The sequence below is a fragment of the Neoroseomonas terrae genome (genome assembly GCF_018129025.1).
GTDB classification, from domain to species: domain Bacteria; phylum Pseudomonadota; class Alphaproteobacteria; order Acetobacterales; family Acetobacteraceae; genus Neoroseomonas; species Neoroseomonas terrae.
The window spans coordinates 163,892-185,132 of the sequence record NZ_JAAEDI010000003.1 but is presented as its reverse complement, the minus strand read 5'-3'; the positions used below and the strand labels follow the sequence as shown (position 1 = coordinate 185,132).

At 63.3% G+C, this 21,241-nt stretch carries 22 protein-coding genes; 10 read left to right on the top strand and 12 right to left on the bottom strand.

The window, feature by feature from the left end; genetic code table 11:
* Positions 1-41 precede the first annotated feature (41 nt).
* A complete protein-coding gene (locus GXW78_RS03590; protein WP_211866105.1) occupies positions 42-422 on the top strand; it encodes a hypothetical protein in 381 nt (126 codons plus the stop codon).
* A 51-nt stretch (positions 423-473) separates the two neighbouring features.
* On the opposite strand, the gene GXW78_RS03585 is transcribed toward GXW78_RS03590, so the two are convergent.
* On the bottom strand, positions 474-716 hold the full coding sequence (locus GXW78_RS03585) for a DUF3072 domain-containing protein (RefSeq protein WP_211866103.1): 243 nt from the start codon (positions 714-716) through the stop codon (positions 474-476).
* A 116-nt stretch (positions 717-832) separates the two neighbouring features.
* Positions 833-1,585: a Crp/Fnr family transcriptional regulator gene (locus tag GXW78_RS03580; protein WP_246521828.1), complete on the bottom strand. Its 753-nt coding sequence runs from the start codon at positions 1,583-1,585 to the stop codon at positions 833-835.
* On the opposite strand from GXW78_RS03580, the gene GXW78_RS28705 reads away from it, so the two are divergent.
* A complete protein-coding gene (locus GXW78_RS28705) occupies positions 1,501-2,139 on the top strand; it encodes an endonuclease/exonuclease/phosphatase family protein (protein WP_246521827.1) in 639 nt (212 codons plus the stop codon). The two genes, GXW78_RS03580 and GXW78_RS28705, sit on opposite strands and share 85 nt — an antisense overlap.
* A complete protein-coding gene (locus tag GXW78_RS27780; protein ID WP_246521848.1) occupies positions 2,063-2,533 on the top strand; it encodes an exodeoxyribonuclease III in 471 nt (156 codons plus the stop codon). Before GXW78_RS28705 ends, GXW78_RS27780 begins: the two co-directional genes overlap by 77 nt.
* On the opposite strand, the gene GXW78_RS03570 is transcribed toward GXW78_RS27780, so the two are convergent.
* From GXW78_RS03570 to GXW78_RS28415, 4 genes are all read right to left on the bottom strand, one after another.
* The gene (locus GXW78_RS03570) at positions 2,440-3,186 is read right to left on the bottom strand and encodes a recombinase family protein (protein WP_211866100.1); all 747 of its coding nucleotides are present in this window, start codon (positions 3,184-3,186) and stop codon (positions 2,440-2,442) included. The two genes, GXW78_RS27780 and GXW78_RS03570, sit on opposite strands and share 94 nt — an antisense overlap.
* Positions 3,186-4,022: a DUF3489 domain-containing protein gene (locus tag GXW78_RS03565; protein WP_211866098.1), complete on the bottom strand. Its 837-nt coding sequence runs from the start codon at positions 4,020-4,022 to the stop codon at positions 3,186-3,188. Before GXW78_RS03565 ends, GXW78_RS03570 begins: the two co-directional genes overlap by 1 nt.
* A gap of 501 nt (positions 4,023-4,523) precedes the next feature.
* Positions 4,524-4,922, bottom strand: a complete 399-nt coding sequence (locus tag GXW78_RS03560; RefSeq protein WP_211866096.1) for a response regulator — start codon at positions 4,920-4,922, stop codon at positions 4,524-4,526.
* Positions 4,923-4,937: 15 nt separating this feature from the next.
* A complete protein-coding gene (locus GXW78_RS28415; RefSeq protein ID WP_211866094.1) occupies positions 4,938-8,402 on the bottom strand; it encodes a CheR family methyltransferase in 3,465 nt (1,154 codons plus the stop codon).
* A 471-nt stretch (positions 8,403-8,873) separates the two neighbouring features.
* Here GXW78_RS28415 and GXW78_RS03550 point away from each other — a divergent pair, with 471 nt between their 5' ends.
* Positions 8,874-10,208, top strand: a complete 1,335-nt coding sequence (locus tag GXW78_RS03550) for a DUF2254 domain-containing protein (RefSeq protein ID WP_211866092.1) — start codon at positions 8,874-8,876, stop codon at positions 10,206-10,208.
* A 17-nt stretch (positions 10,209-10,225) separates the two neighbouring features.
* Here the strand turns inward: GXW78_RS03550 and GXW78_RS03545 are convergent, their stop codons facing one another.
* The 3 genes from GXW78_RS03545 to GXW78_RS03535 all read right to left on the bottom strand — a co-directional run bounded on the left by GXW78_RS03545 (position 10,226) and on the right by GXW78_RS03535 (position 12,617).
* Positions 10,226-11,488, bottom strand: a complete 1,263-nt coding sequence (locus GXW78_RS03545; protein ID WP_211866090.1) for a cation:proton antiporter — start codon at positions 11,486-11,488, stop codon at positions 10,226-10,228.
* On the bottom strand, positions 11,485-11,769 hold the full coding sequence (locus GXW78_RS03540; RefSeq protein WP_211866087.1) for a hypothetical protein: 285 nt from the start codon (positions 11,767-11,769) through the stop codon (positions 11,485-11,487). The genes GXW78_RS03545 and GXW78_RS03540 overlap by 4 nt, the downstream gene beginning before the upstream one ends.
* Before the next feature lie 176 nt (positions 11,770-11,945).
* Complete coding sequence (locus tag GXW78_RS03535) at positions 11,946-12,617, bottom strand: mechanosensitive ion channel family protein (protein WP_211866085.1); 672 nt, start codon at positions 12,615-12,617, stop codon at positions 11,946-11,948.
* 330 nt (positions 12,618-12,947) lie between these two features.
* On the opposite strand from GXW78_RS03535, the gene GXW78_RS03530 reads away from it, so the two are divergent.
* Positions 12,948-13,400: an OsmC family protein gene (locus GXW78_RS03530; protein ID WP_211866084.1), complete on the top strand. Its 453-nt coding sequence runs from the start codon at positions 12,948-12,950 to the stop codon at positions 13,398-13,400.
* Here GXW78_RS03530 and GXW78_RS03525 read toward each other — a convergent pair.
* Entirely contained in the window at positions 13,366-14,322 is a 957-nt protein-coding gene (locus tag GXW78_RS03525) for a LysR family transcriptional regulator (protein ID WP_211866083.1), read from the bottom strand. The genes GXW78_RS03530 and GXW78_RS03525 overlap by 35 nt on opposite strands.
* A gap of 44 nt (positions 14,323-14,366) precedes the next feature.
* Between GXW78_RS03525 and GXW78_RS03520 the strand changes: the two genes are divergently transcribed.
* Entirely contained in the window at positions 14,367-14,603 is a 237-nt protein-coding gene (locus GXW78_RS03520) for a hypothetical protein (RefSeq protein ID WP_211866082.1), read from the top strand.
* A 42-nt stretch (positions 14,604-14,645) separates the two neighbouring features.
* On the opposite strand, the gene GXW78_RS03515 is transcribed toward GXW78_RS03520, so the two are convergent.
* Positions 14,646-15,524 (bottom strand): hypothetical protein, encoded by an 879-nt coding sequence (locus GXW78_RS03515; RefSeq protein ID WP_246521825.1) that lies wholly within the window; start codon positions 15,522-15,524, stop codon positions 14,646-14,648.
* Between the two features lie 202 nt (positions 15,525-15,726).
* On the opposite strand from GXW78_RS03515, the gene GXW78_RS03510 reads away from it, so the two are divergent.
* Positions 15,727-16,293: a fatty acid desaturase family protein gene (locus GXW78_RS03510; protein ID WP_211866081.1), complete on the top strand. Its 567-nt coding sequence runs from the start codon at positions 15,727-15,729 to the stop codon at positions 16,291-16,293.
* A 287-nt stretch (positions 16,294-16,580) separates the two neighbouring features.
* On the opposite strand, the gene GXW78_RS03505 is transcribed toward GXW78_RS03510, so the two are convergent.
* The gene (locus GXW78_RS03505) at positions 16,581-16,733 is read right to left on the bottom strand and encodes a hypothetical protein (RefSeq protein WP_211866080.1); all 153 of its coding nucleotides are present in this window, start codon (positions 16,731-16,733) and stop codon (positions 16,581-16,583) included.
* A gap of 416 nt (positions 16,734-17,149) precedes the next feature.
* Here GXW78_RS03505 and GXW78_RS03500 point away from each other — a divergent pair, with 416 nt between their 5' ends.
* From GXW78_RS03500 to GXW78_RS03490, 3 genes are all read left to right on the top strand, one after another.
* Positions 17,150-18,235, top strand: coding sequence for a dsDNA nuclease domain-containing protein (locus tag GXW78_RS03500; protein WP_211866079.1), 1,086 nt, complete (start codon positions 17,150-17,152; stop codon positions 18,233-18,235).
* Between the two features lie 50 nt (positions 18,236-18,285).
* Entirely contained in the window at positions 18,286-19,983 is a 1,698-nt protein-coding gene (locus GXW78_RS03495; protein WP_211866078.1) for an ATP-binding protein, read from the top strand.
* Positions 19,984-20,409: 426 nt separating this feature from the next.
* The gene (locus GXW78_RS03490; protein ID WP_211866077.1) at positions 20,410-21,075 is read left to right on the top strand and encodes a hypothetical protein; all 666 of its coding nucleotides are present in this window, start codon (positions 20,410-20,412) and stop codon (positions 21,073-21,075) included.
* Positions 21,076-21,241 lie beyond the last annotated feature (166 nt).

The window sequence follows — 21,241 nt, the reverse complement described above, 5'->3', positions numbered from 1 at the left end:
TCTGTTCAACACCGACCAACGACCGTTGATGGGTGGTGAACATGGAAGGTCTAGCCCTCGCTGATGTCTCGCACTCGCGCCTCGCCGAGCACGCGGCGCACCTCGGCAACATCCGCGTTCTCCACAGCAATGCTTATCTTTACAGCGCCCTCCAGTGGAGCGTCGTTGCGATTGTGACTACCGGGCTGAGCGTCGGCGCGGTCGGAGCCCGCCGTCCGGACGCCGACCGTATTCTTCTCTCCCTCGGCCGACGCCTGTATCGCCTCGCGGCGGACACCTGCCTGCTGAACCAGGTGCTCAATGGCGAGATCTGCTGCGCGCCGCGTCTCGAACCAACCAGTGACCTTTGTCATGTCGTGTTCCTCTTGGGATGGAAGTTAGCGACAACGTGCGGCGAGCACATGTGCGGCGGCGAAGATTGATCGGTGGACTCGCCGCCCATGGGTCAACCAGGCATCAAGATGGTTGGTGCGTTACCGCCCTCGGCCAGTCTTGGCCTGCAGTTCGTCAATTCGCCGCGACGCTTCCGCCTTTGTGAGCCCCGCGTCGAACTCGTCGCCCGCCTCTTCACACAGCGTCTTCAGATAGCTTGCCTGAGCGCCAGTCATCGCTTCGTCGCCGGTGGTCCAATCGTCAGGATCCTTGACGGTGTTCGAACCAGGATCCGGGTCCAGCTTCGGGTTGTCAGGGTGCTGACCATCATCGCGTCCGGCCATAGAACTACTCCCAACAGAGGGTTACCTGTTCGCCTAACGTTCTCTTAGGCGCTGAAGTTGCTGTCGAGGCTGATCGGCTGAATGAGCCGGAACTCCCTGGCAGGCAGCCGCGCTTCCTAGCGGGGCTCACGACTTAAGCTGAGATAGAGCGGATCGAACGAGGCAAATCTCGCGAGGGCGCGGAAATCGGCAATGTGGACCCGGGACCCTGTCCACGAGACCAACTGGGTCTGCCTCAACTTCTGCACGGTGCGGTTCATGTGAACCGGCGAGAGGCCCATCACCTCGGATAACTGCTGTTGGGTGATATCAAGATCGAACTGGTCGCCGTCGACCATCCCGGCCGCCTCGAGGCGCAGGTAGATCTCGCATACGAAGTGAGCGAGGTGCAGGAGTGAGGGCCTTCGGCTGTAGTTCGCGATCCATGTGCGTTGAATCGCCGCGTCGATCACGGTGGTTAGCCAAAACAGGCGCGTCAGATGGGGCGCTTGGTCAACTACCCGACGCAGGTCACGATGTGACGTAAACGCCGCCACACAGGGACTGAGCGCGACGACACTGTGATCCATAGTGCGCAATAGCAATGCGTGTAAGTCGACGAAATCGCCAGGGATATAGAGGCCAGTGACTTGTCGGGTACCGTCCTCAAAACTGTTCACTCGCGCGGTGAAGCCTTGTACGACGAGGCAACTCTGCTCTGGGCGGGAGCCTGCGGTAATGATCTCCTCTTCGCGCCGGTAGGTCCGGATCCCGAAGGGCAATTCCTCCAGGATCGTGCGGTCCTTTGCACTTATGCGGTCCCGCCTCGCCAGCGTATGAAGGAGGGGCGAGATCGGCGTCACCGGTTCATTCTTCGAGTTATCCGACATATCGTGCTTCCCCTTCGCGCGGTCGTAACGGGGAGCGGCCAGGATGGTTCGGCTGGCTGCTTCAGAATTGCGCGAGCGGGAAACGTTCTGACCTGCCGAGACGGAGGTGTTCAGCGCTGAAGATTGCGACCTTCAACATCAACAACGTCAATCGACGCATCGAAAACCTGGTGGCATGGCTGCGCCGGGCCAAGCCCGACGTTGTTTGTCTGCCGGAGCTGAAGGCGGATCAGCGCAGCTTTCCTCAGGCCACCTTACGAAGCGAGGGCTATGAAGCCGTTTGGGTGGGCCAGAGTAGCTGGAACGGCGTCGCCATTCTCGCGAGGGGCCGGGAGCCAGTGCTGACCCGCACCGCCCTGCCTGGCGATCCCAGCGATCACCAGGCTCGCTATGTTGAGGCAGCGGTCAACGGCGTCCTGATCGCCACTCTACCTGCCCAACGGCAATCCGCAGCCGGGGCCAAAGTTCGACTACAAGCTGGCGTGGTTCAAGCGCCTGTCTGCGCATGCCGCCACGCTCCTTGCCGGTGGCTTCCCGGCCGTCGTCGCTGGTGATTTCAACGTCGCGCCGACCGAGATCGACATCTACCCCACCACCTCATGGTCCAAGGATGCGCTCGTGCAGCCAGCGCCGCGCGCTGCCTATCAGCGCCTGCTCGACCAGGACTGGACCGATTCGATCAGGCACCTGTACCCACAGGAACGCATCTACACCTTCTGGGACTATAAGCGGCAGCGATGGCCGCGCGACGCGGGCCTCCGGCTGGACCACCTGCTGCTAAGTCCTGATCTCGCTCCGAGGCTGCGATCTGCCGGTGTCGACCGGGCGGTCCGCGGAGAGGAGGGAGCCAGCGATCATGCGCCGGTTTGGATCGAGCTCGGCGCACCTCGCAGGCGCTCCGGAGGAGCATCCCCTGTTCGAGCCAGGAGGCGGGCAACCGAGGTATGAGTCCAGCGTCCGCGGTCGCTCGCCGTCGGCACCCCGCGGTCGTTGAGCGCCCGGGCCAGGGCGGCATGGCCCTCCACGCCCTCGGCTCGCAGGCGGTCTAACTCCAGCCCGAGCCGATGGGCCGCGCGGTCCGCGCTCTCTCGCCGCGCCCGCGCCGCCGCAGTCGCATCTGGACCCGCTGCGGACCGGTAGCCCCTGTCCCCGCCCAGCACCGTACCCCTCGCCTTGGCTGCCGCCAGCGCCGCCTTGGTGCGTTCGCTGATCAGCTCGCGCTCCTTCTGCGCCATGGCGGCGTAGATCCGGAGCATCAGGTCGTCAGCATTGGGCATGTCGGCGGCGCGGATGGAGATCCCGTCCTCCAGCAGCTGCGACAGCGTGTGGGCACGTCGAGTTATGCGATCCAGCCGCGCGGCCACCAGCACGGCGCCCAACTGCCGGCAGCGAGCGAGGGCGGCCTGGAAGCCGGGTCGGCGATCGTCCTTGCCCGACGCGATGTCGGAATACTCGGCGACCAGGGTCCAGCCTTGCGCGGCGACGAAGGCGCGGATGCTGGCCTGCTGAGCCTCCAGGCCCAGGCCGCTGTTGCCCTGCTCGGCGGTCGACACCCGGATCAGCCCGACCGCCAGGCGAGGGTACTGTGCACCGGTGCGCATCAGCCTGCCTCCACCGGCGCGGCCGCAGTGATCCGATAGATGGAGTACGACCCCTTCGCGCCCTGCTTGTTCGGCCCGACCTGGCGGATCCGTTCCAGGACCTCGACGGTGATGCCCTTGCGCTTGAGGCCGGCGAGGAAGCCGCGGACCGTGTGCTGCTGCCAACTAGTCGCCTCGACGACCTGGGCGATGGTCGCACCGTCGTCGCGGCGTAGCAGCGCGAGCACCAATTCCTGCTTAGTGCCGCTGCGGGGCTGGCGCGCTACGCTCGGGTCGCGCGACGGGCGGCCTGGCTTCGCGGCGAGGACGGCGCGCAGGGCAGCAACGGCATCGTCCAGACCCTCGCGGTCCGGCGCCTCCCAGGCGGATATGATGGCGGACGCGGCCGTCCGCAGCGCCGCCACGCGACCGATACCCCCGTGCGGACTCACCGGCGGGCGCTGAGGGGCCTCCGCCTTATTGTCGCTGGCTGAGAGCGGGCCAGCGGTAGACGCCGCGTGTGAGTCTCCCTGGCCCGCCGCGGGCACGGCGGGCATGTCGGTCGCGGCGGGCGGGATCGGCGTCGCTTGAGGAGCATCGTCCGTGTCCGGCTCCACGCCGATGGCGCGCAGCCCCGCTTCGGTTATGCGCAGCAGGTGGAACTGGCCGTCGATCTGCCAAGCGTCCGCGTTCGCAGTGCCGGTCTGTTCGCCGCTGACTAGGCCCTGCTTCATCAGCGACCTCGCCACCGTCTGCCGCGCCGCGGCCGGCAGGCGCTCGGGTGGTAACGCGAACTGGTCGTCGCGCTGGCTGGCTTGGCTGAGGATGATGCGCTGGGTGTCGGAAAGCTTGGTCATGGTCGGGCTCCGGATCCGCACCCGATGATCCGGGTGTTACGAGCCTGAGCCCCGCCGTTCGAGCCTCAGCGGGGCAGCGCGGCTCTGTCCGCGCACGCGACCATTCGCTCCAAAGCAGCGCGAAGCCAAGCGAAGTTCGCGACCAGGATGTTGCCTTCCGACGCCGTCGCGCAGACGGGCTCGGCGGGCAGATCGAGGTCGAGGCGCTGAGGCTCTACGGGCTGCCGCGTCTCCGGCGGTCCCCGCGCTTTCGGGGCGGGGTCTCCGTCTGCAAAGACACGAGGAATTCCGCGACATCGCCGCACGGTATGACGAGTAAGCCAGTCAACTTCCTCGCGACGGCCAATGGTCAAAGCCTACGCAACGCTGGTCACATCCTGGAAATACCGTCGCGACCGTCTCGCCGATCGAAAACAGTAACGGCGTTGGCGAATGTGAAAGACCGCTCGATGATCCAAACGTCCTTCAGCAGGCAATCCGGCATGCACCCCTTTGCCGCCGTCAGCGGGGCGGCGTCCGCGGCCGCAAGGCCGCCCCCTGAATAAGCGACCTCACCTGATCTTCCAGCTCTCGCTTCGTGAAAGGTTTGGTCAAACGCGGTAGGGCCTGCAGGTTATCGGGCAGTGCCCAGTCACTGTATCCGCTAGCCAGCGCAAAGGGCACCCCACGGACAAGAAGTTGCTCAGCGACGGGGTACACGTTCCCGCCGCGGATCGTCACGTCCAGTACCGCCGCGTCCAGCGCTTCGTGTTGCGCCAGCCGCAAGGCCAGCTCCAGCTTGGCGACCGGGCCCACGACCTCGCAGCCGAGGGCTTGAAGATCGTTCTCGATCGATATGGCGATGATCGTCTCATCCTCCACCACCAGGATGCGCCGTCCGGCCAGGTCGTCGTCGGTCATGGAACTGCCCCTAGGCTATCGGCTCGCCCGCGGCCTCCCGATCTCGTCGGTCAACGCCAACCTGATGGTGCACAGTAGGCCGGATGCAAGGAACTGCCGGTTCACCTCGGCATCGAGCTCTGCTGTAAGTGCCCGCTCGATAAGCGTCGTCCCGAACCCGCGCCGGGACGGCGGCCGCACATGGGGACCCCCGGCTTCCGCCCAGATCAGCGTCAACATTTCATCCTCCGCTATCGTCCACTCGACGGCCAGATGGCCGGCCGGGGTCGAAAGCGCGCCGTACTTGGCGGCGTTGCTTGCGAGCTCGTGAATCGCCAGAGCCAGCGCCATGCCGGCCTTCGGTGTCAACGCAACGTCTCCTCCCTTGATGGAAAGGTTGCGGCCCTCCCGATCGTAAGGCGCCAGTTCCGTCTCGACAAGGATGCGCAGCGACATCTCGCCTCGCCCAGTCTGCGTCAGCAGACTGTGCGCCTTGGCAATGGCCTGGATCCGCCCCTCCACCTCGACGGCGAAGACCTCGGGCGAGGGCGTGGCCTTTAACGTCTGCGACACCACAGCGGACACAATCGCGAGAATGTTCTTCACGCGGTGGTCTAACTCGCCGAGGAGCAAGGCCGTCTTCAGTTCCGCCTCCCGGCGATGGGTGATGTCCCGCGCGACCACCGAGGCGCCGGTGATCCGCTCCTCGGCACCCTTGACCGGCGATATCGTGATGGCGACGTCGATCGAGAGCCCACCCTGGGCGACCCTGATGCTGTCGAATTGCGCGATGCGCTCGCCTTGCCGCAGCTTTTCCAAGACTTCTGGCCAATCGTCCAACGCAGGCGCGGCAAGCAGTATGGAGAGCGGCTTGCCGGCCGCCTCGGCTGCCGGGTAGCCGTAAAGTTGCTCGGCACCCATGTTCCAACTTGTGATGATTCCATCCAGGTCAGTGCTGATGATCGCGTCCTGTGACGAGTCCACAATCGCCGCGATCCTCGAACGCACTTCCTCGATCCGCTTGCGCTCGGAGATGTCTATGAAGGTGATGATAACGCCGTCCAGGACATTGTTCAGGTCGCGATACGGGCGGATCTGCATCACGTAGCTCGTATCGCTGTCTGTCAGCGTTACCTCGCGTGCGATCGGCGCTTGCGTACGCAGGACCTGCTGCACGTCCTCTTCTAGCCCATTGCTGCCCAGGCGAGTGACGATGTCGCTGATCGGACGACCCTCGTCCCCCTCGCGCACCTTAAAGATGTCCAGAAGCCGCGGCGTGAAGCGCCGGATTCGCATGTCACCGTCGAGAAACAAGATCGCGATGGGGGTGCTGTCCAACAGATTCACGAGGTCGCTGTTGGAGCGCACTAGGCTTTCGTTCCTGTTGCTCAGCTCCGCGTTGATCGTCTGCAGCTCCTCGTTGAGAGATTGCAGTTCCTCCCGGGAGGTCTCTAGTTCCTCATTCGCCGCATTCAGCTCCTCGTTAACGGACAGGTACTCCTCTTTGGCCGCTTCGAGCTCTTCCGTGAGATCGCGCAGCCGTTCTTGGGCTACCAGCAGCTCTTCGTTCAGCGCTTCCACGGCGCCACCCTGGTCCGACACGCCACGCTCCGCTGCTGCATCCTGCGGTACAAACCCTACCTCCCGGAAGGCAACGAGGAACAAGGGCTCGCCTGCCGGGCCGGAAAACGGCTCGACGGCCAGGCTGACAAACTCGCGATGCTCGCCCACATCCATGACGAGCCGCTCGCTCAGCACCCGCCTGCCCGTGTCGACTGCTTGCTTGAGGGCCCCGCGCACCACGTACTGCAGATCCGCATTCAGGAGGGCGAACAGATTGAGGCTCGCCTCGCCGGTGCTCGGCTCGATGTACTTCTTCAACTGGCCAGAAAAGCGCAGCACGTCATATCGGCGATCGACGATGACAAATGCCGGCGCGTAACGGGCGATGATGCGGGCCGTCTGCCGGTCCATGCCGGTCGCGATCGACGACTCGACTCGTGGTGCCGGCTGGCCGAGCGATCCGGACGCGGTGAACGAAGGAAGAGTTGCCGCTGCGTCTCGACGTTTGTAAATGCGATGCCGCTTGTCTAGCGGTGCGAACAGGCGCGTCTGACTGGAAACGCCCTCCGAGATCCCCAGAAACAAGGCCCGGTCAGGGCGCAAGCCGTAATGGAACGTAGCGAGCACGCGTTGCTGCAGCGTCGGCTTGAAATAGATCATCAGATTGCGACAGGTGATCAGGTCAAGCCGCGAGAATGGCGGGTCACTCACAATATCGTGCACGGAGAACAGGCACGCTTCGCGAAGATGCTTGCTCACTCGGAAGCAGCCGTCCTCCTTGACGAAGTTCTGTTCCAGGCGCTTGGCGGAGAGGTCCTCAGCGATCGTCAGCGGATAGAGCCCGGCTCTGGCGATGGCGATTGCCCGGTCATCCAGATCGGTTGCAAAGACCTGCACCGGGCGACGGCAGTGATGCCGGGCCAGACTTTCCCTGAGTAGAATCGCCATTGAATAGGCTTCTTCACCCGTGGCACACCCGGCGACCCAGACCCGAATTGGCTCCGAGCCGTACGCATCCGTCATCAGTCCGGGCAGCACCTGGGCCGCGAGCGCCTCGAACGCGTCCGGGTCGCGAAAAAACTGGGTCACGCTGATAAGGAGTTCGCGAAACAGCAGCGCCGCCTCGTCAGGCTGCGACCGCAACTGCTCGATGTAGGCCGACACTTCATTGGTCCCGAGCACTTGCATCCGGCGCTGGATGCGACGCATCAGCGTGCCGGGCTTGTACTGGCTGAAGTCGCGACCCAGCGTGCTGTGCAGTACCGCGTAGACTGTCTCGAGATGGCGCGGAAGGTCTTGGCGGATACCATCCGGCCCTTTGATGACATCCGAGATTGCACGTCGCTGCCCGTAATCCAGCAGCGCCTTTGGCATGTCCTCCACCGCGAGAACGTGGTCAACGAAGCCGCCCGACGCGGCGCTCTGTGGCATGCCGGCTTTGGCGTGGTGATCGAAGTCGGCTTGGCTGAGGGTGAGGCCGCCGCGCTCCTTGATCGCGGCGATGCCGAGCGCGCCGTCGCTGCCGAATCCGGAGAGGATTATGCCCACTGCGTTCTCCCCTTGATCCTGGGCCAGCGAGGTGAGGAACGTGTTGACCGAGGTGCGGCGGGCGGCGGGTGACGCCGGGCGGGCCACGTCGAGAGTGCCGCCCTGGATTGTCAGGATGGCGTCGGGCGGGATGACGTGGATGTGGTTCGGGCGCACCGCGTCCCCGTTCGCGGCAACGCGTATCGGCATCGCCGTGTAGCCGCCGATGATAGCGGCCAAGGAACTCTCGTGATGGGGATCGAGGTGCTGGACGATGACGAACGCCATGCCTGTGTCGGTGGGCATGTTCGAGAAAAATACCTTGAATGCGTCGAGGCCGCCAGCCGACGCACCGATGCCGACGACAATCCCGGCGCCAGACCGTTCCGTTTGGACTGGCTTAGCCGCCACTATGCCGCATCCCGCACAAGGTCCTTACCCAGCAGATTCCGCCATAGAACGGCATCAATGCATCGATACGTAAAGTCGGGCCGCTCGTTTGGTTGCAGCGTAACAGCATTTGCTCGAACGGTCGCGCTCCAAGGCGTTTCTGAACCGCCGGGCTAACGCCAGTCGGCCGCGCACACGCGGGCGGGCACACGACTTGTTCATGCCTGCCGCTCGCCTGCGCCATGGGCGTCCTGCAGATGACGCTTCACGCCACGGCACAAGCCCCTGACCACTCTGGGCGCACTTATTGCTGTAGCGACTTGAGGCCAACGCATCGTCGCGCCCCGCCACTCACGCTTGAGCTGCACGGGTCGATCGTGACGACGCGATCCGGCGAGCGGCGTTGCCTGGTTCGTTTGGGTTTCCCCGTGATTTTACGCGCCGCCTCGCACATTCCGCATAAGCTGCGAAAGACGTTCTAAGGCAGCTATCATGATGCACCGCTTAAGGGGCGCCTTCGAATCACTCGGCGACTTGTTCTGGTTGAGGCCAGCCTGTATTGTGGCGGCAGGCATCATATTGAGCGCACTTGCCATTTGGGCCGAAGGGCGAGCAAATTTTGGCCCGCCCTGGTGGACCGGTTGGATTTACTCGGGAGGCGAGGCTGGCGCGCGTGCGCTCCTGGGGGCCGTCGCCTCCTCCACAATCGGGGTAGCAGGCACCGTCTTCTCCATCACTGTCGCCGCGCTTTCACTTGCGTCGGGTCAGATGGGTCCGCGCCTTCTGCGCAACTTTACGCGCGATGGCGGCAATCAGGTCGCACTCGGTATCTTCCTGGGCACGTTCGTTTATGCGCTTATGCTATTGCGGAGTGTCAGATCGGCTGATGAAGGCGCGTTCATTCCGCATCTTGGCGTCTCCGGCGCATTACTGCTTGCCCTGCTCTGCGTCGGCACCCTCATCTGGTTCGTTCATCACATCGCCAATGGCATCAACGTAAATATTGTCATTGATCTGGTACACCGCGATCTCTCTGACGCCATCCTCGCATTGACGTCGGAGAAACCCGCAATGTCGTCTCCGGCAGCTCCTCTGGCGGGTACTCCAATTGCAATTTCCAAGGCTGGCTACCTCAGGACGGTCGATGATGAGGCCCTGGCCGACTGGGCGGCCAAGCACCAAACCGCATTGACGCTGTTGGTACGCCCCGGCGACTACATCCTGCCCGGTTTGCCAATTGCAGAAGTCGCCGATCCCGGTGTTGCCAGTGCTGCACAGATCGAGATCGCTTCGGCCTGTTCAATCGGGTCGCGACCGGCCGCGGCCCAGGATCTCGAATTCGCCGTGCGCCAACTTGTCGAAGTGGCGGTACGTGCCCTGTCGCCGGGTATCAACGATCCCTTCACTGCCACGGCGGTTCTGGATCACCTCGGCGCCGCGTTGACCGAGGTGGCGCCGCGCAATTTGGCCGGCAACGTCCTGCTGCGGGATGGAACCGTAGCGTTGCACCGAAAAGTCACCGACTATGCCGGTTTGTGCGATGCGATGTTCCACATGATCCGACAGAACGCCGCGAGTTCCGCAGCTGTGCTGATACGTTTGATCGATGTTCTTCAAAAAGCTTTGCAGGTTGAGAAGCGACCGGAGCGCCAGGCGATCCTTGTGCGCCACGCGCAACTGGCTCTGGCAGTCGGCCGCACTAGTATCACCGACCCCGTGGGCTTGAGTGACCTGGAATCCCATTTCGCTGCTCTCACCGCGTCAGTGGCACGTCGGGATGATCAGCAAACCGCGCATCTTCCTCAACGCATGGCCGGAGAGTTGTGAGCATATGGCCGACGCAATCAACGCCCATCCGCCTTCACCGTGTGTCGCGCCACCAGCCCAAGTGTTGATCCCTGAACCACGATGGAGAAAACGACCACGCCATAGGTCGCGGCCAGCAGCACCGATTTCGCCTCGGTCTCAGGCAGCGACAACGCGAGTGCCACCGAAATGCCGCCGCGCACGCCCGCCCACGTGAGAAACGGCACGTTGCTGATGGAGCCCATCACTGCCCATCGACGGAGGAGAAGAGGTGCCGAAACAGCGGCCAGCCGTCCCACAAGCACGATCGGCACCGCTGCCAGCGCTAGCCAGACCACCCCAAGATCGAAGCTGAGCACCAGCACTTCCAGGCCGATCAGTAGGAACAGTATCGAGTTCAGCACTTCATCGATCAGGGTCCACAGGGCAGTTACATAGCCTTGGGTATGATCGCTCATGGCGTCTTGCGGCGCGCGGTGACCAACAAGTAGCCCGGCCGCCACTACCGCCAGCGGGCCGCTGGCACCCAACGCTTGCGTCAGCCCGTAGGTGCCCGCTACAAGAGCCAGTGTAATAAGCACCTCGACCGCGAAATCGTCAATCGATCTCAGGGCACGATAGGCCACGTAGCCCGTGGCCGCACCCAGCACCAACCCGCCGCCGACTTCCAAGAGAACATGCCACATAACCTCCGCAACACCAGGAGGAACCGCGGCGCTGCCACTCGAGGCGATACTCACCATCAGCGTGAAGACCACGACGCCGACGCCGTCATTGAACAGAGCCTCACCCTGCATTTCTGCCTGCAGAATATCCGGAACATCCACGTTCTTGAGCATGGTGAGCACTGCCACCGGATCGGTCGGGCTGATCAACGCGCCGAATACCATTGCCCAGCTCAGCGTCATCGGCATGCCGAGCCAGCCGGCCGCCAGCCAGAGGCATCCACCGACCAATGCAGTTGAGATGAGCGTGCCGATCAGCGCGAGGGAGGCAATGGGCCAGGCACGAGCGCGAATGGCGCGGAGATCGAGGTTGATTGCGCCGGCGAACAGTAGGAAGGCCAGCATGCCGTCCATGACGAGTGCAGTGAAATCGATCCGCCGCAGGGTGCGGGTCAGGTCGCCGTAGAGATGCTGCGCCGGGAAGGCGAGGTCCACGAGGATGAGTAGGACGGAGGCCATCAGGCCCATGACAAGCAGGCCTATGCTGTGCGGCATTCGCAGGTAACGGCGATTGAACCACCCGAACGTCGCCGACAGGGTCAGCAGCAGGGCGATCAGGTCAAAGTTAGAGATCACACCGCGTTGCCTTCATCGGTACGGATGCCAGGCACGATGTTGCTGGAGCGGCCCCCGAGCAGATGGAGGCTCAGCCGAGCAATCCCTCTAGCCACTTGAGTTTTCCGTGCGCAAATACGGTGCGCATCACGAAGATCGGGCCACTGATCGCAGTCATGGCTGGCCGCCGCGAGCAGTACTCTCCTCGGCGGCACGTCTTTCCTCCCGTTCAACGCGCCATCGGCCTCGAGGTACCGCTTGCCCCCCGGCTGGCCAACCCTCTCGCTGAAGGCCGCGATCACCGTCCGTCTCCTCGGTCTGGTCGTGGAACAGGATTTGTGTGGTGGGATAGGGTAGGTCCAGCCCGGCCTCGGTCAGTGCGAGCTTTACAGCCTCGATGGTGCTGTCCAACGCGTCCACCGCATCACGGCGGCGCGGCGGGTTGATCCAGAATCTCGCCACCATGTCCACACCGGCACTACCCAGTCCGGGTTACCAACGCTGCCGGTGTCGGCTCCGGAAGCACGCCATCAGCGCCGCGCAAGGCAGCTACCACGACGCTGCGCGCCTTGGCGATGTCGTCGCCGTTTCCGATGGTTAGCGCGAATTGCAACCGCCAGGTCTCATACGCGGTGATGACCTCTATCTTGTCGGTGAAGAGCGATGCATTGGGGATGAGGATGCGCCGATTATCGTAGGTCCGCAGCACCGTCGCACGGATCCAGATGTCTTCCACCGTGCCCTCTTGCCCGCCCTGGCTGATCTGATCGCCGATCCGGAACGGGCGCGTCAGCAGGATCAACACCCCTGCAAGCAGGTTCTGTAGGACATCGCGGAAAGCGAACCCGATAGCCACGCCGCCGATACCAAGGAGATTGAAGCGGTCAGCCGCGGAGACCGAAGGAAACGCGACCGATGCGGCGATAAGGAAAGCGATCAGCGTCGCGACGCCACCCGCGATTCGCCCGAAGACGGCAGCAGATCCCGCTGATGCGTCCCGCAACGATGCGGCTCTTGTCACGCCGGTACGCACACCGCGCACCACGAGAAGGCCGAGGCTGAAAATTAACAGGCCGAGCAACATGCTGGGCAGGATTGTCATCGCAGTATCGCCGAGGCTGCGGAGCCTCTCTATGGCTTGGTCGAACATGCTGCCTCCCGCCAGAGGAAGCGATCACATCGACTCGAATGCGAGGCGTGTCCGCCGGAGGTTACTCTATCATCCCGCATTGCTACGATCTCACTTTAGGTCCCGCGCATTCCGAGATGCCTTGGTGGTAGGCTTCACGCATGTCCGTCAGGACACCTCGTTCTCTAGCACTGCGTGCAAGTTCTGGCGCTGGTATTGGCCTGCGCATCTCCGCACATTCGGTGAGCAGCTTTGCACCGCGCTTTCAGCCGCTCGGCATCCCACGTTGGAGATGCATGCCAACCTCGCTTTCTCAGAGGCCCGCATATGCGCGAGGAGATTTGCGCCGGCATGGCGATGCTGAGAACCATCCGTTCCCGGACTGTGGTCAGCGGCCGTGTCCGCCAGTTCACGCACATCCGCGACGTGCCAGCGATCGTCGTCGATGAGCCTGGAGGAATAGCTGACTTGGAGCCGGCGCCCGAGCCGCTCGAGGTACTCCTGACGGCACTTGGGTCTGATCTCACGATAGCTATTCGGGCCAACGCCACTGCCCGTGGTATCGCGCTCGCGCATTTGGCGCTCGATCTCGAAGCAGACATCGCAGTCGCGCCGATGGACATGAGTGCGCCGCCCCCGCTCGGCCTTGCTGCGGTTCGCGTCGAGGTCCACATCGTATCCGACGCTCCGCGCCAAGTTCTGGAAGCGCTGATAGTTCGAGCAGCCTTGCGATCGCCAGTGGCGAATACGCTTCACGATGGCACTGAACTCAAGATTGCTCTGGCCGAGGGTCCGGGAATCTAGACTCGGGTTGCGTGTCGTCTTGAAGGTTAGGTGGATCCAATGGACTTGCCAGATCCCGGACGGCGGCCGCCACGGCATCAATCACCAGCCGCACTCTAGGTATTCTGCGATTGTCCTTATGTACAGCAAGCCAAACCTCAACCACCGCCGGTGCGACAGGTGGTCGCAGGCGTCGCAGCCCATGTCCCAACGCATCGCCTCTGAGCCGGGGAAGGCAGGCCATGCCCTGGCCGCACATGGTGGCCTGCAATTGGGCCTCCGGACTGTCGGTGCGCAATGCCGCCGTGGCGCGGGGAGCGACCTCAGCGAGCCACTTTGCGAGTTCCGGCACTTCGGTTCCGTCCAAGCCTGTCACTAGCCGGTGCCCTGGGCATCCAGCCGTGAAATCCGGTGGGCCGTGGCGCTCCAGATACGTGGGGCTGGCGTAGAGCCCATGCGACATGGTGCCGATTCTTCGGGCGACGAGGTCATGCTGCTCGAAGCGCGTGAGCCGCACCGCGATATCCGCCTCCCGCATTGCAAGGCTCATATGCCGTACGTTGGCCAGCAACTCGATGCTGATCTCAGGGCTGCCAAGTTGCAGTGCGCAGAAGGCCGGCGGCAGAACGTGGCTGGCCAGCGTTTCGACCGCCGTTACCCGCACTACCCCTTCGAGGAGCGAATCACGGCCGCCGACCGTCCGCTCCACCGCGCGTGCCTCAGCCTCAACACGTTCGGCCTGGGCGAGAATAGCCTCGCCTGCCAGCGTGAGAACGTAGCCTTCCGGGGTGCGATGAAGCAGACGGGCATTGAGACCACCTTCAAGTGATCCGAGGCGGCGGCCAACGGTAGATTGGGTGACGCGCAAGTCCCGGGCCGCGGCGGACAGGCTGCCAGTCCGCGCGACAGCTAAAAAAAAGCGAAGATCGTCCCAATCCAGCAACGCCGCGCCTGCGCTCCCTATGCTGCCGCAAATGTCGGCAGCGCATGAGCGTAACGCTCGAAGGCGTCACCGGGTTTGAAGGTCCGTTCGGCTCGGTCTTCTTTGCTCGTCAAATTGCAACGGCCGCGGCGTCAGGCGTCATGGCGACCAACGTTCCGGTCGGTTCCGAAGGAAAACGCTTGCGGCACCATATCCATTCGCGTGCCGTATGCGACCCACGTTCGGCCTGTGACTGGAGCGTTCTACCAAGTCCTACTGATGGGACCCTGATTGCGCCGTAGCGGCCGTGACCTCACGAATGAGGCCACGGCCGCATCGAGAGATCAGGCCGCGCGCCGAACCGTGCCTGACGTCGTCAGGGCAACTCGATCGCGGGTGCCGCGCCGCGCGCCGAGCACCGCTGCGGCGGCTCCAAGCAGCAGCGCGGCTACCGTGCCGAACGCGCCGATTGAAGCGGCTCGCGCCGTTGCATCGGCGGCTTGGCGAGCGAGTGCAGCGGCTTGGGCCGCGCTGCGCTGGGCCTCAGCCTCCATTGCCTGCACACGACGCGACGCCTCCTCAGGCGCGATGCCAAATTCTGCCGCGACCAACGTGTCGAGCCGGACACGTTCCTCACCAGCAAATGAGCCGCGGGCAATTCGGCGTCCCAACAGAGAAGTGATCTCAGCGCCGCGCTGCTCGGTCGTCATGGCTTGCGGCTCGCCGCCGACGCCGCGAAGCGTGTCCCGCGCGCGATCCACGAGGGCTGATGGCGATGTGTCCGGCATCGCCTGGCTTGCAACGCCCGAAACCGCTGACGCTGCGCCTCCGGCCACGTTGCTGACGGCGCTGGAGGCCGTCGAAACCAGGCCTGCGAGCAGATTGCCAACGAGCACCGCTGACACGAGAAATGCCAGGGCCCAAACGGCGAGGCCATGCAGGACACTGTCTGTATCGTCCGTTGTTCCAGAAAGACGAGCCGCGGTATAGCCACCAGCCGCGAGGGCTAGCGTGTTGGCGATGACGAGCCAAATCGCCGCGCCGATGCCCATCTGCGCCGCGCCTGGCGTGGCATGAGCAACGGCATCCACTGTGGTTGCACCGACCGCGAGACCGAGAATGTTCAGCGTGGCGGCGATCACCGCGGCGATGAGGCTGCCGGCAAGCACAGCGCCCCAGGAGATGCGAGACGGTAGCGCCGGCCCGCCTTCGGGCAGGAGCATGGTGGTCCGGACTGTGCCGGTCGTGTCGGAGGCCATCGGTGCGACTTTCATAAATGGCTTGATGAGCGACTCAACGCCGAAGGCGCTGAGAGGGGATCACCGCATTTCCGCATAGGGACTAACCGCATTCGCGGACTGCCCGCGCGACGGGCCGGCCACCACCTTGGCCAACTGATACCGCATTATGCGCCACCCCCTATGCATGCTGGTGCTGTTCCCTCCGCTGGTGTTCTTGATGCTCTACCGTCTGCCCTACGATGCGCCGCTCGGCTGGGGACGGGAGCACCGCAGCGTGCATCTGACCAATCTGTCCCTGATCGTCTTCTACGGTGGACTCTCGCTGCTGCTCGGCGTCTGGCCAGTGGTTGCCGGGGTGGTCGCTGTGATACTGCCGGCGAGCATCGTCGGCGTATGGCTCTTCTCCGTGCAGCATCGCTTCGAGGATGTGCACTGGGCGCGGCACGCCGCTTGGGATCGGGTGGCGGCCTCTCTCGCCGGGAGTTCTTACCTTCGGCTACCGGCGGTCCTGCGCTGGCTGACAGCGAGCATCGGCTTCCACCACATACACCATCTCGCGCCGCGCATTCCGAACTACTTGTTGGAGGCCTGCCACCAGGCCCATCCTGCCTTCGCCACGGCACGTGTCGTCACCCTGCGTGAAGCCTTCTCGGCACCCGACCACCTACTATGGGATGAGGAAGCTGACCGCATGGTCACTTTCGAGCAGGTCGATGGCGTTCGCGCGCCTCAGCCCCCACGAACGGCCTAAGCCTTAGGAGTTAGGCTGGGTTTCCGCCTCAGAGAACTTCATTCCCCGGTTGCCACCGCTGCTCCATTCTTCTCTCTCACAACCTGTCTCTCCTGGTCAGGGCACCGCGCTGAGGCGCAGGTTTGGCCGGGGTTTGCGCGTGGACCTTGATGGTTCGACGGCGCAACTACTGGCGTTTCTGGGCCGGAGAGAGCGGAGAGTCTCTGAACCTTGAGGGTAGGCCGATTTTACCCTCAAGCTTAAGCTGTTGAACTATGGGCTTGTTTTTCCGCGGCCGCTTCCGAAAATCAGTAATCCGATTGCCCCAGCAATCTTTCATTGCTGCCAACCGTTGATCCGTCCGCAAGCCTGATAGCGACATCGAGCGCCGCCTCGCCCGGCAATCCCGGACGCCCATAGGCGGCAATGATCGCGTCATCGGTCGCGTAGAAGGACGACAAACACGAAGCTCCCGACCGGCGCGAGCTTCTGACCATTCCGCGGCACTCTGGTTCGCCAGGCAGTAGGTTCGTCGAGGTCGTGAACGTCATGTCCGGCGGCGCCACGATGGACAGGCTGCAACGCGTCGATGCGCACGTTCGCGCGACATCCTGGGATGGCGGGTTGCCGCCAAAGCCGCCGGTCGTCGCTCCGATTCTTGCAGAGCCCACCACTGTGCCACACGCTGACCGCACGGGCGCAACTGGAAGTGCGGCGGGATCTCGCCGGGCGGCGTGCCCTGGATGCCGCTGCACCACCCCGAAAGCCTCCAGTCTCTGTGCTAGGATGATCCCACCGACCGGACACTCAGCCGGGCCTTGCTCGGTTCGCCATCTAGTTTCAAAGTACTAGTCTCTCGAAACCTACAAGTGATCCGATGTCGTCGCTTTCCAGCGTTATGCTGATGGCACAACCCCGCGAAAAGGCTGGCCCTCGGACCGGTGCGCGGTTCGCGTTCCAGGTGCACGCCTCGCTGGCGAAACTCCTCGAACTGCATCAGAACGGCGTCGATTACCGCGCCCTGTTCGATCACTTCGATGACTTGGCGATCCTAGTGGGATCGAACGAGCCCACCAGCATCGAGTTCATCCAGATAAAGGGGCGAGAGACAGGCCCATGGAAGACGGCCCCACTGTGCAAAGCAGAGGGCGCGAACCCGCGCACGACGATCGGCAAGATGTACCATCACACGATCGCCTTCGCCGACATGCTGGTAGCAACAGTGTTTCTGACGAACGCGTACTTTGAATTCGATTTGGCCACCGGCAAGCTATCATCGCCTGATCATGCAGTCCTTGCGTACCCGGATCTCGGACCGAAGGCAAAGAAGGCATTCGCGAAGGCTCTCGAGCAGGATTTCCCATCACCGCGTGCGCCCGACGAGAGCAGCATCGTCCGCTTCGAGCGCACGCGCGTTCCGCTGCCGGGCTACGATACCTACTTGCGCGGCCGGCTGGTCGAGTTCCTCGATGAAGGGGCCGCCGGCTCGGTGAACGCGGTCTACAAGACGCTGATCACGGAGGTGACGGCGAAGACAAACGACACCACCGAATGCGCGCAGCTCGTCGAGCTCTATGCGAACAAGAGCCTATGCCGCGATGACCTGGAGAAGGTGTTTTGTGAGGCGCAGACGCGCCGCAACATCCTGGACGATTGGGCCGTCATCGACAGCGAACTCCAGGCCGCCAGTCGATCTTCGTTGGATCGCATCCGCCTTAAGACGGCCGTCACGTTGTACCAGCGAAACCGCTCGAAGCGATTGCCGGCGATTGATGAGCTTCACTCGACACTACGGGCCGCGGCTGGCGTCGCTGCGTGCAGCCTGTCGAAGGTGCTGGACATGTTGGGTGCGGCAGCCGAGTTGTCGGCGCAGGTCGATCCGAGTTTTCGGGCGAAGTACGATGACTGGACGTGGGAGGCGGCGCTTCTCGTTGAGGCGTTCGATGCCGTGAATGGACAGTGAACGCGGCTATGGCTTGCGGCGGCTACTGCTGAGCCTGGGGGGACGGCGTCGTGCGTATGATGAAGTTTCGAAGGGTCTTCTTGCTCTCGCGCGACAGACGCCGCGCGTTCACGATGGAGTTCGGCCCGGGCGCGACGGTGATCCAGGCGGCGAACGGGTTCGGCAAATCCGCACTCCTGAAAAGCCTGTATGACACCTTCGGCGCGGAGCCACACCGCATCGATGGTCGATGGAAGTCCGAGCGGGTCGTTACTGCGGTCGAGTTCATCATCGACGGGGTGGTGCGGACGATCGTGAAGTCCGGCGGCGTGTACGCAATCTTCGACGAAGCGGGGAACTGGAAGTTCCAGACCAGCTCTGTGTCGTCCGAGCTCGGCCCACAGCTCGCTGAGATGCTCGACTTCCGCCTACTGATGACGGACCAGCGGAAGAATGTCGTCATGCCGCCTCCGGCCTACGCATTTGCGCCCTACTATGTCGATCAGGACCGGAGCTGGAGCATACCCTGGGCATCGTTCACGAATATGTACCTTCCCGATTCCGCGAGGACGCTCGCGGACTACCACTCAGGTCTGAAGCCCAACGAGTACTACGTCGCCCGCGCCGAGCGGGACCGGATGGCACGGGAGCTGAGCGAGGCCGAGCTTCGCCGCCGCGGCCTAGTCGATGCGGTTGCCCATCTGGAGGACACAGCGCCAGATCTGACCCTCCACCTGACGCTCTCGGACTTCGAGGACGAGGCGGCTCGTCTCGTCGAGGAGAGCCAGCGGCTACACGAGCATGAGGTCGCGCATCGGGAAAAGCTCGCCGAGTTGACCGAAGTCCGCGCCCTGTGGTCTGCGCAGCTCGCCGTCGCCCGCGGCGCGCTGAGTGAGCTCGACGAGGTATTTGCCAGCGCGACGCACCAGCCAGTCGACGTGGAATGCCCGACCTGTGGCGAGCACTACTCGAACGACATTGCGGCACGCTTCAAGATCGCGGCCGACGGCGACACCCTGACCGCTGTGGCTCAGCAGGCCCAAGAAGAGATCCGCAAGACCAGCGCCGAAATGGAGAAAGTTCGGTTGAATGTGTCGGCGGTGGCTGAGGCGATCGTGCGGGTGCAGGCAGTCCTCTCCGCTAGGCGGCGCGACATCAGCCTCGGCGACGTCGTCGCCGCCGAGGGCAGAAATGCGGCGACGCGCGCGCTGCGCCGCCGCATAGACGAAGCGGACACGGCAATCGGGCGCTTGACTGTGCTGATCAAGGAGCGTCAGGCCGAAATGCGCCGCTTACTCGAAAAAAAGCGGACGCAGTCCATCATGGACTACTTCGGTAAGCAGCTCCACAGGGTGGCGCAGTGGCTCGATGTGGGGCTGGAGGACGAGGGATCGATTGCGTCCCCGCCTCGTGCGCGGGGAAGCGAAGGGCCAAGGGGCCTGGCGGCTTACTATTACGCTTTCCTTCACGCCGTCAGGGAGTACGGGTCGGCGACCTTCTGCCCCATCGTGATCGACGCGCCCAACCAGCAGGGACAGGACCACGAGCATCTGCCGGCGATCATCAAGTTCCTGGTCTCCGACCGGCCTAAGGACAGTCAATTGATCGTCGCGGTGGAAGAGGCCGTCGGCGTATCCCCCGACCAGGCCGCCATCGTCCGTGTTGGACAGGGCAGGAATCAGCTCCTGAGCGAGGCGGCTTATGAGCCCGTCGCGGCGTACATCCAGCCGTTCCTGGCCCAGATGGTGAGACCGGGACCGTCGACATGAAAATTTGAAGGCCAACAGTTTTGTCGCAGTGTGGGCGCTACCCCGAGCAAGCGACGCTGGGTGCGCCTCAGAAAGGCGGTATTGGCCGGCGGCAGCCTGCCCGATTTCCAGCTCGATGAGCGACGATGCGGGGCGCAGGTATGAGCGACCGTAGTTCAGCTTCGTTCCGAATTCGCTTGGATTGCACATGCATCGAGGCAAGCACGATGCGGCAAGGCAGCATCGAAACGGAACTCGGTTTTGGCGTTACGCTCGCGGAAATCGAAGCTGCGATTGCCATCTCTGAGGGTGAGCAATGAACAGGAGGCGTCCCGAGGCATGATCGCGGGGTCCTAGGCAGGAGTGAAACGGTTGCGACGTAACAGTCCGATTGAGGGAGCGATCAGCATCCTGGCTAACACGATGCGCTTGTATGTCGAGGCTCACATGAGGTTCACGGAACTCTTTAAGGTTGATCGGGAGGAGGCCATCAACAATCTGGATCGCGCCTTCGAAGCGAAGCTGGAGGCATTCCACACCCTCTACGACGTAAGCAAGGCGCTCTTCCCTTACTTCGATCACGGTGATACCGCGCTGCTAATTGCCGTGCGGAACGCGATCCATCATCGTGACCATCCGTTGTTCCGCAGCCTCTATTCCCGCCTGTTTCTCGATGACGAACCCTTGCGGTGGATTGGCGCTTCGTTCCTGCTCGCAACCTATCCGACAGCCCAAGGCGCGCCCATTCGCATGAGTCACTATATCAGATTGACTGATCTCGACGCGCGACTTGATCCGAAGCTCGCGTCACCGCACCTCGATACGTTCCTGAGGCTCGACAAAGCAGAGCAACGGTTCATGCTAATCGAGAGCCAACTGAGGCTTGCGGCAATCCGCCAGAAAGGTCTGACCGAGCGCCATCCCGAAAGTCAGATCTATCTAGATCTGGTCCCCGTATTCACCTCCGCCGTCTGCCGAGTTTTCAAAGCGATGAAGGCAGCCGGCATCGAATTCAAGGGGTTCGACGCGGGCGCATATATGAGGCCCTTCACTTCGGAGATCGAAGTCGACCTTAGCAATCCGACGTACACGGTGTCGCGTATCAAGGGGTAAGGTGGGGTGCAGGCGCGCAGGTGCGAGTATGGCCAGGGCGACCAATCGCGCCCTTAATGCGAACGCAGTCACGCCACCCCTCACTGGCTCTTCCTCCCAGCAGCGGGTTGACGCCCATGGCGCCACTTTCTGCTCGTGGAGGCGGATTTCCTACCCCGAACGACTG

Excerpts from the sequence above, each read along its gene's own strand:
- GXW78_RS03590 (WP_211866105.1), top strand. The coding sequence starts at position 42 with ATGGAAGGTCTAGCCCTCGCTGATGTCTCGCACTCGCGCCTCGCCGAG.
- GXW78_RS03585 (WP_211866103.1), bottom strand. The coding sequence starts at position 716 with ATGGCCGGACGCGATGATGGTCAGCACCCTGACAACCCGAAGCTGGAC.
- GXW78_RS03580 (WP_246521828.1), bottom strand. The coding sequence starts at position 1,585 with ATGTCGGATAACTCGAAGAATGAACCGGTGACGCCGATCTCGCCCCTC.
- GXW78_RS03570 (WP_211866100.1), bottom strand. The coding sequence starts at position 3,186 with ATGCGCACCGGTGCACAGTACCCTCGCCTGGCGGTCGGGCTGATCCGG.
- GXW78_RS03565 (WP_211866098.1), bottom strand. The coding sequence starts at position 4,022 with ATGACCAAGCTTTCCGACACCCAGCGCATCATCCTCAGCCAAGCCAGC.
- GXW78_RS03560 (WP_211866096.1), bottom strand. The coding sequence starts at position 4,922 with ATGACCGACGACGACCTGGCCGGACGGCGCATCCTGGTGGTGGAGGAT.
- GXW78_RS03550 (WP_211866092.1), top strand. The coding sequence starts at position 8,874 with ATGATGCACCGCTTAAGGGGCGCCTTCGAATCACTCGGCGACTTGTTC.
- GXW78_RS03535 (WP_211866085.1), bottom strand. The coding sequence starts at position 12,617 with ATGTTCGACCAAGCCATAGAGAGGCTCCGCAGCCTCGGCGATACTGCG.
- GXW78_RS03530 (WP_211866084.1), top strand. The coding sequence starts at position 12,948 with ATGGCGATGCTGAGAACCATCCGTTCCCGGACTGTGGTCAGCGGCCGT.
- GXW78_RS03520 (WP_211866082.1), top strand. The coding sequence starts at position 14,367 with ATGAGCGTAACGCTCGAAGGCGTCACCGGGTTTGAAGGTCCGTTCGGC.
- GXW78_RS03515 (WP_246521825.1), bottom strand. The coding sequence starts at position 15,524 with ATGCTCCTGCCCGAAGGCGGGCCGGCGCTACCGTCTCGCATCTCCTGG.
- GXW78_RS03510 (WP_211866081.1), top strand. The coding sequence starts at position 15,727 with ATGCTGGTGCTGTTCCCTCCGCTGGTGTTCTTGATGCTCTACCGTCTG.
- GXW78_RS03500 (WP_211866079.1), top strand. The coding sequence starts at position 17,150 with ATGTCGTCGCTTTCCAGCGTTATGCTGATGGCACAACCCCGCGAAAAG.
- GXW78_RS03490 (WP_211866077.1), top strand. The coding sequence starts at position 20,410 with ATGAGGTTCACGGAACTCTTTAAGGTTGATCGGGAGGAGGCCATCAAC.